The organism is Tsukamurella asaccharolytica, from assembly GCF_007858435.1.
Taxonomy (GTDB): Bacteria; Actinomycetota; Actinomycetes; order Mycobacteriales; family Mycobacteriaceae; genus Tsukamurella; species Tsukamurella asaccharolytica.
Window position 1 is genome coordinate 1 of sequence record NZ_VIGW01000018.1, and the last position, 12,683, is coordinate 12,683.

Consider the following 12,683-nt stretch of genomic DNA (forward strand, 5'->3'; position numbering starts at 1 on the left):
CAGGTCACCCACGTGTTACTCACCCGTTCGCCACTCGTGTACCCCGAAGGGCCTTACCGTTCGACTTGCATGTGTTAAGCACGCCGCCAGCGTTCGTCCTGAGCCAGGATCAAACTCTCCATAAAAAACACTAGAAACACAAGGTTTCAGCATAATCAGGAAATCCTGAACAAAAAACGAAACCACTGACAAAATCAATGATTCCAGAAATACATCTCGCAAAGAAATAAACGAGAAAAGCCACAACCCAAACAACCAAAAAACATTGATTGCCTATGCGTGCCAAAATTTGGCACTGACAATTTCATCGACACACTGTTGAGTTCTCAAAGAACACGCCAAACGCGGCCGTCCATACGATCGAGATTCTGTATGAACCGCACCTTCGCAGGCACTACATGCTACTCTAGCGAAGCCGGCCAGTCAAACTCGCGGCCTCACTCGCTCGGAGCAACCGTTCTAGCTTAGCAGATCGGATTTCCGTGTGCAACTCGCTCTCGCGGGTTGCGATACGGGGCACCTCGACCCGCTCAACCTCATGGAGAGATCCTCTCGAACGCGCAGAGCGCTCGAAAGTGATGATCTTCCCTGGGGCTGGCTGCTCGGAGCAACCGTTCTAGCCTAGCAACTCGGAAATCGGTTCGCAACTCGCTCTCGCGGGCGACGATCCGGCATCCGGGCCGCTCGCCACAGCGGGAAACCACACGATCCGCACGGGGCGTGATCGAGGAGAAGGTCTCTCGTCCATGGCGGTCAGCGCGATGATTCTTGCGAATCGTCCCGGTTTGCGAAGGTCCGGCGGCACGTCGAGATCCAGATTCATTGGACTGCTGTGGGCCTTGCCGGGCGGCACCTGGGCGCTGCTGACTCGATATAAGTTACACACGTCGAACTCAGAACACAAATCGGCAGGTAGTCCTGCAGAACCGGTCGCCGGCCGGCGGCGGCAACCGGGCGCGTTCGTCAGGACACTCGCTCGATCCGCCCGCCGAGTGCCGTCACGTTGCCCACGAAGTTCGGGTACCCGCGGTCGATGTGGAAGACGTCGTGCACCTCGGTCATGCCGTCAGCGCAGAGTCCCGCCAGCACCAGGCCCACGCCGGCGCGGATATCGGTCGACCAGACCGGAGCGCTCGAGAGCCGCTCCACTCCCCTGATCACTGCGTGGTGACCGTCGGTCCGCGCGTCGGCGCCGAGGCGCACCATCTCCTCGACGAAGCGGAAGCGCGCTTCGAAGACGTTCTCCGTGATCATCGACGTGCCGTCCGCGACGCACGCCATGCCGATCGCCATCGGCTGCAGGTCGGTGGGGAATCCCGGGAACGGCAGCGTCGCCACGTTCACCGCGTGCGGCCGCTCGGGGGAGGCGATGCGGAACCCGTCCGCACGCTCGGTCACCGTCGCCCCCGCGTCCTGGAGCTTCTGCAGCACGACCCCCAGGGTCTCCGGTGCCACGCCGTTGACCGTGATGTCGCCGCGCGTCATGACCGCGGCGAAGCCCCACGTGGCCGCGACGATGCGGTCTCCGATGACCCGGTGCTCCGTGGGGTGCAGCTTCTCCACCCCTCGCACCATCAGGGTGTCAGTGCCGATCCCCTCGATATCGGCACCCATCTGCACGAGCATCGCGCAGAGGTCGACGATCTCCGGCTCCCGCGCGACATTGCTGATCACGGTGAGGCCCGAGGCCAGGACCGCGGCCATGAGGATGTTCTCCGTGGCACCCACCGAGGGGAACTCGAGCGTGATCTCCGCACCTTGCAGCGAATCTGCCTGCGCGACAACGCAACCGTGCTCGATCGAGCTCGTCGCGCCGAGCGCGCGGAGCCCGGACTGGTGCATGTCGAGCGGCCGCGAACCGATCGCGTCGCCGCCGGGCAGCGCCACGACGGCGCGGTGCTCGCGCGCCATCAGCGGACCCAGAACGCACACCGATGCGCGGAACTGCTTGACCGCGTCGAAGTCCGCGCGATGATTGAGCACCGCCGGCGTGGTGATGCGCGCCGTGTCGCCCTCGAGCTCCACCTCCGCGCCGAGTCCCCGCAGCACATCCGCCATCAGCGGGACGTCCAGGATCTCAGGGCAGTTGGTCAGCACCGACGTGCCCTCGGCGAGCAACGTGGCCGCCATCAACTTGAGGACACTGTTCTTCGCGCCGCCCACAGTGACCTCGCCGGTCAGTCGGGCTCCGCCGTGCACCAGAAACTTCTCTCCCACGCCACTCAGCCTATGGCACGGGGCCCGGGCCTGTGACAGCCTGTGACCATGGCTGTCCACCTCACCCGCATCTACACCCGCACCGGCGACGACGGCACCACCGGGCTGGGCGACTTCTGCCGGGTCACGAAGTCGGACGCGAGGCTCCGGGCCTACGCGGACTGCGACGAGGCCAACGCGGCCCTCGGGCTGGCGATCACGGTCGGAGAACCCGGCCCCGACCTGCGGGCCGTCCTCCTGCGGATCCAGAACGAGCTCTTCGACGTGGGCGCCGACCTGTCGAACCCCGTCGTCGCGGATCCGGAGCACCCGCCCCTGCGCGTGACGCAGGACTACATCGAGCGACTCGAGGCGTGGTGCGACCAGTACAACGAGGACCTGCCGAAGCTCGATTCCTTCGTCCTGCCCGGCGGCACGCCCCTGGCGGCGTACCTGCACCTCGCGCGCACCGTCGTCCGGCGGGCCGAGCGGGCCGCGTGGGAGGCCGTGCGTGACCACGGGGAGTCGGTCTCGGCCCTCCCGGCGAGATATCTCAACCGGCTCTCCGACCTGCTGTTCATCCTGTCTCGGGTCGCGAACCCCGAGGGCGACGTGCTGTGGAAGCCCGGCGGCGATCGTTGATCGGGGCTACGGGCGCTCGCGACGCGGGCTGGGGCGCGACTCGAGCCAGGACTGGAAGGCCGTAAGGCCGTCCCGGGCGAACGCCAGCTCGGTGTCCCCGCCCGGGGTTGCGGCGTGCACGATCACCATGTCGGGGTCGATCACGTCGAGCTCGGTGCCCTGCGGCGCGCGGCGGCCGACGATCTCGGTCCCGTTGCGCGGCAGCGTCCAGCTGGGGCCGAGCCGCACGCTGGAGAGCCGGTAGTACCTGAGTTCGTGGTCGTCGTAGCGGAGCGTGCCGTGGCGCCAGCCCTGCTCCCCCTGCGCCGGCAGGTACCGCAGGATGATCGGCACCCCCGCGACGCGAAGGCTGTAGAGCCGCAGCACGATGACCGCGCCGACGACGAGCAGCAACAGGACCGCGACCACCGCGACGAAGACCACTCCGCCCATCACGCGCTCCTCACTGCTCCGTGCCCGGATAGCAGGAAAGCCGGTGGCCCGTCTTGGCCGGGCCACCGGCTTTCACGCTGCTCCTTCGATGTTACTTGCCCGCGAGGAACTCGATCGCGCGCAGTTGTCCCTGCGCGGTCGCCTGCTCGTCGGACCCGTCCGCCGCCGCCTCCAGGGCGCGCCGGACCTCGGCCTCCTCCAGCGTGGAGGCCCACTCAGCCCCGTCCGCCAGCACCGTGACCCGCTCGCCGGTCACCGAGAGGAAGCCGCCGCGGATCGCCGCGGCCAGTCGCTCGCCGCCCACCGTGTCGATGGCGACGGCGCCGCCGGTGGTGAGCTGGCCGAACAGCGGCTCGTGATGAGCCAGGACACCCAGCTCACCCTCCGTGGTCTGAGCGATGACGAACGTCGCCTCGCCCGACCACAGCCGCTCCTCGACGGAGACGACCTCTACCTGAAACGCCGTGTCAGCCACTGGAAACTACTTTCCGGCGATCTTCTTCGCGGCGGCCTCGACGTCGTCGAGACCACCACAGCTGTTGAACGCCTGCTCGGGCAGGTGATCGAACTCACCCTTGCACACGCGGTCGAAGGCCTCGATGGTGTCCGCCAGCGGGACGACCGAGCCCTTCTCGCCCGTGAACTTCTCGGCGACGATGAAGTTCTGGCCGAGGAACTTCTGGATACGGCGAGCGCGCTGCACCGTGACCTTGTCCTCCTCGGAGAGCTCGTCCATGCCGAGGATGGCGATGATGTCCTGCAGCTCCTTGTACTTCTGCAGGATGCGCTTGACCTCGTTGGCGACGCGGAAGTGGTTGTCGCCCACGATCGACGCCTCGAGGATGCGCGAGGTCGAGGTCAGCGGGTCCACGGCGGGGTAGATACCCAGCTGCGAGATCGGACGCGAGAGCTCGGTGGTCGCATCGAGGTGCGCGAAGGTGGTGGCCGGCGCCGGGTCGGTGTAGTCGTCGGCGGGCACGTAGATGGCCTGCAGCGACGTGATCGACCGGCCCTTGGTCGACGTGATGCGCTCCTGGAGCTCACCCATCTCGTCCGCCAGGGTGGGCTGGTAACCCACGGCAGAGGGCATACGTCCCAGCAGGGTCGAGACCTCGGAGCCCGCCTGCGTGAAGCGGAAGATGTTGTCGATGAACAGCAGCACGTCCTGGTGCTGCACATCGCGGAAGTACTCGGCCATGGTCAGGGCCGAGAGGGCGACGCGCATACGCGTCCCCGGCGGCTCGTCCATCTGGCCGAACACCAACGCGGTGTCCTGGAGCACGCCCATCTCCTCCATCTCGAGGTGGAGGTCGGTGCCCTCACGGGTACGCTCGCCGACACCCGCGAACACCGAGGTGCCCGAGAACTCGCGCGCGATACGGGTGATCATCTCCTGGATCAGAACGGTCTTGCCGACGCCGGCGCCACCGAACAGGCCGATCTTGCCGCCCTTGACGTACGGGGTGAGGAGGTCGATGACCTTGATGCCCGTCTCCAGGATCTCGGTCTTACCCTCGAGCTGGTCGAAGGCCGGGGGCTTGCGGTGGATGCCCCACTGCTCGCCGTCGCGGCCGAGGCCGGGGGTGTCCAGGCAGTCGCCGAGCGCGTTGAACACGTGGCCCTTGACAACGTCGCCGACGGGCACGCGGATCGGGAAGCCCGAGTCGGTGACGTCGGTGCCGCGGACCAGGCCGTCGGTGGGCTGCATCGAGATGGCGCGCACCAGGTTGTCACCGAGGTGCTGCGCGACCTCGAGGGTCAGCGTCTTGGCCACGGACGGGAGGGTGATCTCCGCGTGCAGGGCGTTGAACAGGTCGGGAATGGCGCCGCGCGGGAACTCGATGTCGACGACCGGGCCGATGACCCGCGTCACGCGACCGGTGGCCGCAGCGGTGCCCGCCGACGCGGGCTGGGTTGCTGTAGTCATGTGTCTGCTTTCCGGTTTCTAGTTCGCGAGGGCGCCGGCGCCACCGACGATTTCGCTGATTTCCTGGGTGATCTGCGCCTGGCGGAGCTGGTTGGCCTCGCGGGAGAGCGAGACGGCCAGATCGTTGGCGTTATCGGTGGCCGCCTTCATGGCCGTACGACGCGCTGCGTTCTCCGACGCCGCCGAGTCGAGCAGTGCCGCGAAGACGCGGGTCGCGATGTACTTCGGCAGCAGCGACGACAGCAGGCTGTCCGCGCTGGGCTCGAAGGTGAAGTTCCGAGCCGCGTCGCCGTCGTCGTCCGACGTGCCGTCGCTCACCTCGACCACGAGCGGGGCCATGCGGCGCACCTCGGGGGCCTGCGAGAGCATCGACACGAAGCGGGTGTAGACGATGTGCAGCTCGTCGACGCCGTGCGTCTCCACGCCGTCGATCGTCACGTACTCCTCGGAGCCGGTCTCGAAGAGCTTCACCAGCGTCTCGGTCGCCGCGGCGGCGTCCGAGTGGTGCGGCTGCTGCGAGAAGCCGGTCCACGCGCCCGCCACGTCCTGGCCGCGGAACCGGAAGTAATCCAGCCCCTTCTGGCCCATGACGTAGAGGACGGGCTCCTTGCCCTCGTCCTTGAGCAGCTGGATCAGCTCGCGCGTCTCCCGCAGCACGTTCGAGTTGTAGCCGCCGCACATGCCGCGGTCGGAGGAGACCACGAGGACCGCGGCGCGCTTCGGGTTCGCCCGCTCGGTGAGGAGCGGGTGATCGAGCGAGCCCGACTTGCTGGCCAGCTCCGAGAGCACCGAGGTCATCTCCTCGGAGTAGGGCTTGGCGGCCGCGACGCGGGCCTGCGCCTTGGTGATCCGCGAGGTCGCGATCAGTTCCTGCGCCTTGGTGATCTTCTTGGTCGAGTTGACCGAACGGATCCGCGAGCGCAGCTCTCGGATACTAGCCATTGCGCTTGACCTTGATCGTCTCCTGCTCGACGTCCTCGGGCGGGAGGGCGTCGGACTCCGCCTCGTTCACCACGCGCGAGCCGTCGGAGGCGAGGAAGCTCTCCTTGAAGCGGTTCGTCTCGGCGACGAGGATCTCCGCCTGGTCCTTCTCGAGGACCTTGCCGCCCGCGATGGACTCGTAGACGCCGGCCGCCGCGTGGTGCAGGTGGCTCAGCAGCTCACCGTCGAAACGGCGCACGTCCTCGACGGGGACCGAGTCGTAGTGGCCCTCGCCGCAGAGGTAGATCGACACGATCTCGTCCTCGACCGACGACGGGCTGTACTGGTCCTGCTTGAGCAGCTCGACCCAGCGGGCGCCGCGCGCCAGCTGTGCCTTCGAGGCGTCGTCGAGGTCCGAGGCGAAGGCCGAGAAGGCCTCCAGCTCGCGGAACTGCGCGAGCTCCAGACGCAGCGAGCCCGAGACCTTCTTCAGGCCCTTGGTCTGCGCGGCGCCACCGACGCGGGACACCGAGGTACCGACGTTGATCGCGGGGCGGACGCCCTTGTTGAACAGGTCGGACTCGAGGAAGACCTGGCCGTCGGTGATCGAGATGACGTTGGTCGGGATGAAGGCCGAGACGTCGTTGGCCTTGGTCTCGATGATCGGCAGCGCGGTCATCGAGCCGCCGCCGAGGGCATCGGACAGCTTGGCCGAGCGCTCCAGCAGGCGGGAGTGGAGGTAGAAGACATCGCCGGGGTACGCCTCGCGGCCCGGCGGGCGGCGCAGCAGCAGCGAGATCGCGCGGTAGGCCTCGGCCTGCTTCGACAGGTCGTCGAAGACGATGAGGACGTGCTTGCCCTGGTACATCCAGTGCTGGCCGATGGCCGAGCCGGTGTAGGGGGCGAGCCACTTGAAGCCGGCCGAGTCGGACGCGGGGGCCGCGACGATGGTCGTGTACTCCATGGCGCCGGCCTCGTCGAGCGCGGCCTTCACACCCGCGATCGTCGAGCCCTTCTGGCCGATGGCGACGTAGATGCAGCGGACCTGCTTGGTCGGATCGCCCGACTCCCAGTTCGCCTTCTGGTTGAGGATGGTGTCGACGCAGACCGCGGTCTTGCCGGTCTTGCGGTCGCCGATCACCAGCTGGCGCTGGCCGCGGCCGATGGCGGTCATGGCGTCGATGGCCTTGATGCCGGTGGCCAGCGACTCCTCGACGGGCTGGCGCTCGAGCACGGACGCGGCCTGCAGCTCGAGGACGCGCTGCTCCTCGGCCTCGATGTCGCCCAGGCCGTCGATCGGCTGGCCGAGCGGGTTGATCACGCGGCCCAGGAACTTGTCGCCCACGGGCACGGACAGCACGTCGCCGGTGCGGCGGACCTGCTGGCCCTCCTCGAGCTCCTCGTAGTTACCGAGGATGACGGCGCCGATCTCGTCCTCGTCGAGGTTCAGCGCCACGCCGAGCACCCCGCCGGGGAACTCGAGCAGCTCATTCGCCATCGCGCCGGGAAGCCCGGTCACGTGGGCGATGCCGTCGGCGGTATCGGAGACGGTGCCGATCTCCTCGCGGGAGGCGTCGGCCTCGAACGTCGAGACGTACTGCTCGATCGCGCCCTTGACGTCGTCGGTTGAGATCGTCAACTCAGCCATGAGTACTCGTTTCCCTCTTTTGTGTTCTGGGTGGAAGTTTGGGTGTTAGCGGGGCAGCTGTTCGGCGGCCTTGTCGAGGCGCGACGCGATGTCGGCCTCGATGACCTCGTTGCCCACCGTGATGCGCACGCCGCCCAGGAGCTCGGCGACGACCTCGGTCTGGACCGCGATCTTGCGCTGGTAGATGCGGGCCAGCAGATCCGCGGTGCGGGTCCGCTGGGCGTCGGTCAGGGCGACCGCCGACTCGACCACGGCGACGGACTCGCCGCGACGGGCCGCGGCGAGCTCCGCGATGGATGCGACGGCGGAGTCCACGCGGCCGACGCGCACGAGGCGCACCGTCTGGCGCAGCAGCGCCGCGGTGAACTCGTTCACCTTGCCGCCGAAGACCTTGTCCAGCAGCGCGATGCGGGTCGCGGCCGGCGCCCGGGTATCGGACAGCGCCGCGGTGAGCTTCGGCTCGCCCTCGAGGATGCGGCCGGCGCGGAACAGCTCGTCCTCGGTCTCGTCCAGCGCTCCGGCGCGCTCGGCGCCGAGCAGCACGGCCACGCGGGCCTGCCGCTCGACAGCGGTCACGAAGTCGGCGGGAGCCGACCACTTGGCCGCCGCGGCGTCCTGCAGGAAGGCGGTGGCCTCGGCGCTGATCTTGCCGCCGAAGAGGTTGTCGACGAGGGTGCGCTTGGCCTCGGGGGCCTCGCCCGCCTCGGCGAGGTGCTTGCGCAGCACCGGCTGCTCACCCAGCACGTTCACGACCTCGCCCAAGTCGTCGGCGACCCGGGCCAGCGCGGCCTGGTCGAGACCCGCGGTGCGCTGGTCGAAGCCGGCCGCCAGCTGGCGCACGGCGTCGCGGCTCGCGGCGCGCAAAGAACGGGTGCCGATGCGATCGGCCTCCGTGACGCGCGCCTCGTCGGCGCCCTGGGTCATGGACTCCAACTCGTCGAGCGCGCGGTCCACCGACGTGGACTGGTTGGCCGGGTCGCTGAGGTGGTCGCGGACGAGGCGCCCGGCCACGTCGACGGCCTCGGCGCCGAGCCCGGCGCGGTAGCCCCGGACCAGGTTGCTGCGGTTGAGCGCGACCTGTCCCTCGCCGTGCTCGCCGATCCGGGCGACCTCACGGGCGGTCTGGGCGCGCAGGTCTTCGCGGATCGCGTCCGCGTCGCCGCGGGCCTCGTCGCGGATCTGGCTGCCCTCGCGGGCGGCGTCGGAGCGTGCGCGCTCCCCCGCCTGGCCCGCCTGCGACAGCTTCTCCTGCGCGATGCGCGACTCTTCGAGCTGCGCCCGGACGGTGTCCTGGCGCTCCTTCATGAGTCGCTTCACCGGCGGAACGACGAACTTCCACAGGACGAAGAGGATGACCGCGAAGCCGATCAGGTTGCCGATAAAGACACCCATTTAGTTCTTCACCACCTTGTCGCTCGAGAGAGCATCCAACTTCGTCTTGAGGGCCGGGTCCTGCGTGACGTCGAAGCCGAGCACGCGGCTCGCCAACGACGCCGAGAGCGGAGCGAGATCGGCGCGCGCCGCCGCGGCCGCGGAATCGCCCGCGGTGCGCAGCTGGTCGGTCTTCTCCCGCGTGATCGCGTCCGCCTCGGCCGTAGCCCGCTGCTTCTGTTCCTCCATCGAGGCGCGGCCACTGGCGCGCGCCTCGTCGCGGATGCTGCCGGCCTCGCTGCGGGCGGAGTCGATCCCGGCGCGGTACTCGGACTCGGCGTCCTCGAAACCCTTGGCCGCGGCGCGACCGTCGCTGGCAGTCTGGTGGATCATCTTTTCGCGATCGTCCAGGACCTTCTGGACGGAAGGTGCCACGTAGAACCAGATCACCGCGAGCACGATCAAGAAGATGATCAGGCACGAGATGAAGGTTCCCGCGGTGGGGAGGAGGAAGTTTCCCTCAGCGAGCTGCATGACGTCAGTTCCCGTTTCTTACGAGCGAGTTAGGAGATCGGGGTCGCGAACACGAACAGGGCCATGAAGGCCAGGTTGATGAAGTACGCGGCCTCGACCAGACCAACGGTGATGAAGAACGGGGTCATCAGGCGGCCCTGGGCCTCCGGCTGCCGCGCGATGCCGGCGACGAGCTGGGAACCGGCGAGACCGTTACCGATACCGGCGCCGATGGCGCCGCCACCCATGATCAGGCCGCCGCCGATGAGGGCACCCTGCGCGATGTTCGGATCCATTTATCTTTTCCCTTTCGGTTTCTGGTAGTCGGCCTACCAGGGTCTTCTCGACCGGGGCCCGTGTGGGCCGCGATCAGGTCAGTGGTGTTCCTTCTCCATGGCAGTGGAGAAGTACAGGATGGTCAGGAGCGAGAAGATGAACGCCTGGATGAGGCCGACGAAGAGCTCGAAGGACTTCCACAGGGAGTTCGGGAACCAGAGGATGTAGGCCGGCAGCAGCGCGATGACGGCGATCATCACCGTGCCCGCGAAGACGTTGCCGAACAGTCGCAGCGCGAGCGACAGCGGCTTGGAGACGAGCTCCTCGATCACGTTGATCGGAGCGAGGCCGATCGCGTGGCCCCGCACGACCTTCGCCGGGTAGCCGAGGATGCCGTGGGTACGGAAGCCCGCCGCGTGGTAGCCGAGGTACACGACGAGCACGAGCGCGTAGACGAAGCTGACGTCGGCGGCCGGCGGCAGGAAGATCTCCGACGGCGTGCCGCTCGCACCGGTGTACTGCTGCGGCAGCACCGCGAGCCAGTTGGCGAACAGGATCAGCGTGAACAGCGTGATCCCGAGCGGCAGCAGGAAGGGGGCGATCCGCATTCCGATCGCGGACTCGATCTGTCCCCGGAGCTGGATGGTGATGGCCTCCCAGAACAGCTGAACCCCGCTCGGCACGCCGGTCGAGGTGACCTTCGCCTTGAGGATGAACGCCAGGATGAGGACGATCGAGGCCGCGATGGCCGTGGCCAGGATCGTGTCCCAGTGAAAGGTCAATCCGAACAGCTCGAACGGCTTGTAGTGGGCGACCTTGATCGCACCCTCGGCGTACAGGTTGGTGTTCATGGCTGCTGGCGAAGCCCTTTCAGAACGGGGATGACGGTGTTCAGGACAAGGACGATCTGACCGACGGCGAGGCCGAAGATCACGCCCAGCCCATCGGGCCGGAAGAAGTAGGCGATGACGATCGCGATGACGGAGACGACACCGAGGCGGACCATCGAGTTGACGGCGACCGGCGTCTTGCGGGGCTCGTTCTCCGCGGTGACCGTGGCCACCTTGAGGACCGCCAGCTTGGCGTTGAGGACGGACAGCAGGCCGCCGAGCAGGAACCACGCGGCGAACCACGGATGCCCGAGCGCCATGCCGACGCCGGCGGCGATCACGGACAGGCCGATCACGATCACGATCGGGTTCACGAAGGTCACCACCGAGCGGCCGACAGGACCATCGACGGTGGGGGCGGGCGTCGTCATGTCCCCTCCTTCGGGGTCAGGGTCGGTCCTACGAAGGTCTCGCGGCGACCGGGGGCGGCGTCTGCCGAATCCGTAGCGTGGCTCACATCACGGATTCTTTGTGATTGGCTGAGACTCTACCAAGAACGAGGGGCACTCCCCACATCGGGTCCGTGCGACGAATCAGCCGATCAACTACACACGATAGTACAACAGAACGCCCGTACCGCGTTACCGGGAGCCCGTCTTGCTCGCCGCCTCTGACCTCGCGGTTTCCGAGAAGCGCTCCCGCAGACGCGGCACGATCCGCGGCACGACAGTGAACACGAGGGCGCACAGCAGACCCGCTCCGAAGAGGGGCGCGATCAGCGCCGGCGGCAGCATCGTCGACGCCGCGGCGCTCAGGCCCAACACACCCACCCACAGGTAGATGACCACCACGACACGGCGCTGACTGTGCCCGATCTGCAACAGCCGGTGATGCAGATGCATCTTGTCGGCGGTGAAGGGATGCACCCCCGCGCGGGTACGACGGATCACCGCCAGCAACAGGTCGAGCATCGGCACGAACATCACCGCGACCGCGAGCAGGAGGGGCAACAGCAGCGCGAAGATGTCGGTCGTCCCGTACGCGTTCTGGGAGATCCGCCCGGACGCCGACGTCGACGCCGCGGCGAGGGTGAGGCCGAGCAGCATCGAGCCCGAGTCCCCCATGAAGATCCGGGCCGGCTGGAAGTTGTGGGGCAGGAAACCCACGCACGCGCCGAAGAGCGCCGCCGTGATGAGGGCCGGGGGGTACGACGGTGCGTCGCCGCCCGAGTCGAACATCAGGCCCACGGAGAAGATGAGGATGGCCAGCGCCGCGAGCGCGGCCACGCCGGCCAGCAGCCCGTCGAGCCCGTCGATGAAGTTCATGGCGTTGACCGTCGCGACGGCCACCACCACCGTCAGCAGTCCGGCCTGCAACTGGTCGAGCACCACCGTCGTATTGACGCCGGGGACGTAGACGACGTTCCAGGCGACGCCCATCACCACCAGGAGGGCCGCCGCGAAGATCTGGCCGACCAGCTTCGTGAGGGCGTCGACGCCCCAGCGGTCGTCGATGATGCCGACCACCACGATCACGGCGCCGGCGACCAGAACCGCGACGGCATCCTTCGAATAGGCGAAGCCGCGCGTGAGCGCGGGCAGCTGGGCGGCCAGAAAGATCCCGGCGACCATCCCGATGTAGATCCCGACCCCGCCGAGGCGCGGGGTGGGCACCACGTGGACATCGCGCGCGCGGGGCACTGCGACTGCACCGAATCGAGTCGCGAGCACACGCACCGCCGACGTGGCGAAGAATGTGACAACTGCAGCAGTCAGTCCCACTACCAGCAATTCCCGCATCGGGACGCCGGCACCGCCCGACCCGACGACCACCCCGCTCAGGGTCTCGATGTGCACGCGTGCGAATCTACTCGCACCCCCCGGCCGGGCTCGTCCGGCATGCCGCGCCTTTGCGATAGCCTGTCGCC

The 12,683-nt window shown here is 67.8% G+C and carries 13 protein-coding genes and 1 rRNA gene; 1 reads left to right on the plus strand and 13 read right to left on the minus strand.

Translation table 11 applies throughout. The features are described 5' to 3' along the window. Positions 1 to 125: ribosomal RNA gene (locus FK529_RS18550) — 16S ribosomal RNA — on the minus strand; the annotation flags it as partial. A gap of 838 nt (positions 126 to 963) precedes the next feature. Further along, entirely contained in the window at positions 964 to 2,217 is a 1,254-nt protein-coding gene (gene murA / locus FK529_RS18555) for a UDP-N-acetylglucosamine 1-carboxyvinyltransferase (RefSeq protein ID WP_146564020.1), read from the minus strand. Between the two features lie 48 nt (positions 2,218 to 2,265). Here murA and FK529_RS18560 point away from each other — a divergent pair, with 48 nt between their 5' ends. Beyond that, a complete protein-coding gene (locus FK529_RS18560) occupies positions 2,266 to 2,838 on the plus strand; it encodes a cob(I)yrinic acid a,c-diamide adenosyltransferase (protein WP_146564022.1) in 573 nt (190 codons plus the stop codon). A 6-nt stretch (positions 2,839 to 2,844) separates the two neighbouring features. Here FK529_RS18560 and FK529_RS18565 read toward each other — a convergent pair whose 3' ends face one another. From FK529_RS18565 to FK529_RS18615, 11 genes are all read right to left on the minus strand, one after another. Continuing rightward, positions 2,845 to 3,270, minus strand: a complete 426-nt coding sequence (locus FK529_RS18565) for a DUF2550 domain-containing protein (protein WP_146564024.1) — start codon at positions 3,268 to 3,270, stop codon at positions 2,845 to 2,847. Positions 3,271 to 3,361: 91 nt separating this feature from the next. Beyond that, complete coding sequence (locus FK529_RS18570; protein ID WP_146564026.1) at positions 3,362 to 3,745, minus strand: F0F1 ATP synthase subunit epsilon; 384 nt, start codon at positions 3,743 to 3,745, stop codon at positions 3,362 to 3,364. 6 nt (positions 3,746 to 3,751) lie between these two features. Further along, a complete protein-coding gene (atpD, locus tag FK529_RS18575) occupies positions 3,752 to 5,197 on the minus strand; it encodes a F0F1 ATP synthase subunit beta (protein ID WP_146564028.1) in 1,446 nt (481 codons plus the stop codon). 18 nt (positions 5,198 to 5,215) lie between these two features. Then, positions 5,216 to 6,139, minus strand: coding sequence for a F0F1 ATP synthase subunit gamma (locus FK529_RS18580; RefSeq protein WP_146564030.1), 924 nt, complete (start codon positions 6,137 to 6,139; stop codon positions 5,216 to 5,218). Then, entirely contained in the window at positions 6,132 to 7,766 is a 1,635-nt protein-coding gene (atpA, locus tag FK529_RS18585; RefSeq protein WP_146564032.1) for a F0F1 ATP synthase subunit alpha, read from the minus strand. Before atpA ends, FK529_RS18580 begins: the two co-directional genes overlap by 8 nt. Before the next feature lie 45 nt (positions 7,767 to 7,811). Then, positions 7,812 to 9,158, minus strand: coding sequence for a F0F1 ATP synthase subunit B/delta (locus tag FK529_RS18590; protein ID WP_146564034.1), 1,347 nt, complete (start codon positions 9,156 to 9,158; stop codon positions 7,812 to 7,814). Continuing rightward, entirely contained in the window at positions 9,159 to 9,671 is a 513-nt protein-coding gene (locus tag FK529_RS18595) for a F0F1 ATP synthase subunit B (protein WP_146564035.1), read from the minus strand. A 29-nt stretch (positions 9,672 to 9,700) separates the two neighbouring features. Continuing rightward, on the minus strand, positions 9,701 to 9,946 hold the full coding sequence (locus FK529_RS18600) for a F0F1 ATP synthase subunit C (protein ID WP_013125919.1): 246 nt from the start codon (positions 9,944 to 9,946) through the stop codon (positions 9,701 to 9,703). A gap of 78 nt (positions 9,947 to 10,024) precedes the next feature. Further along, positions 10,025 to 10,777 carry a FoF1 ATP synthase subunit A gene (locus FK529_RS18605; protein ID WP_146564037.1) on the minus strand — a complete coding sequence of 251 codons (753 nt, stop codon included), beginning with the start codon at positions 10,775 to 10,777 and terminating at the stop codon, positions 10,025 to 10,027. Next, positions 10,774 to 11,187, minus strand: coding sequence for an ATP synthase subunit I (locus tag FK529_RS18610; RefSeq protein ID WP_146564039.1), 414 nt, complete (start codon positions 11,185 to 11,187; stop codon positions 10,774 to 10,776). The genes FK529_RS18605 and FK529_RS18610 overlap by 4 nt, the downstream gene beginning before the upstream one ends. Positions 11,188 to 11,397: 210 nt before the next feature. Then, entirely contained in the window at positions 11,398 to 12,555 is a 1,158-nt protein-coding gene (locus FK529_RS18615) for a glycosyltransferase family 4 protein (RefSeq protein WP_146564087.1), read from the minus strand. Between the last annotated feature and the right edge of the window lie 128 nt (positions 12,556 to 12,683).

Bases quoted from the DNA above. Each gene is read 5' to 3' on its own strand.
- FK529_RS18560 (WP_146564022.1), top strand. From the start codon at position 2,266: ATGGCTGTCCACCTCACCCGCATCTACACCCGCACCGGCGACGACGGC.
- FK529_RS18565 (WP_146564024.1), bottom strand. From the start codon at position 3,270: ATGGGCGGAGTGGTCTTCGTCGCGGTGGTCGCGGTCCTGTTGCTGCTC.
- atpD (WP_146564028.1), bottom strand. From the start codon at position 5,197: ATGACTACAGCAACCCAGCCCGCGTCGGCGGGCACCGCTGCGGCCACC.
- FK529_RS18580 (WP_146564030.1), bottom strand. From the start codon at position 6,139: ATGGCTAGTATCCGAGAGCTGCGCTCGCGGATCCGTTCGGTCAACTCG.
- atpA (WP_146564032.1), bottom strand. From the start codon at position 7,766: ATGGCTGAGTTGACGATCTCAACCGACGACGTCAAGGGCGCGATCGAG.
- FK529_RS18590 (WP_146564034.1), bottom strand. From the start codon at position 9,158: ATGGGTGTCTTTATCGGCAACCTGATCGGCTTCGCGGTCATCCTCTTC.
- FK529_RS18595 (WP_146564035.1), bottom strand. From the start codon at position 9,671: ATGCAGCTCGCTGAGGGAAACTTCCTCCTCCCCACCGCGGGAACCTTC.
- FK529_RS18600 (WP_013125919.1), bottom strand. From the start codon at position 9,946: ATGGATCCGAACATCGCGCAGGGTGCCCTCATCGGCGGCGGCCTGATC.
- FK529_RS18605 (WP_146564037.1), bottom strand. From the start codon at position 10,777: ATGAACACCAACCTGTACGCCGAGGGTGCGATCAAGGTCGCCCACTAC.
- FK529_RS18610 (WP_146564039.1), bottom strand. From the start codon at position 11,187: ATGACGACGCCCGCCCCCACCGTCGATGGTCCTGTCGGCCGCTCGGTG.
- FK529_RS18615 (WP_146564087.1), bottom strand. From the start codon at position 12,555: ATGCGGGAATTGCTGGTAGTGGGACTGACTGCTGCAGTTGTCACATTC.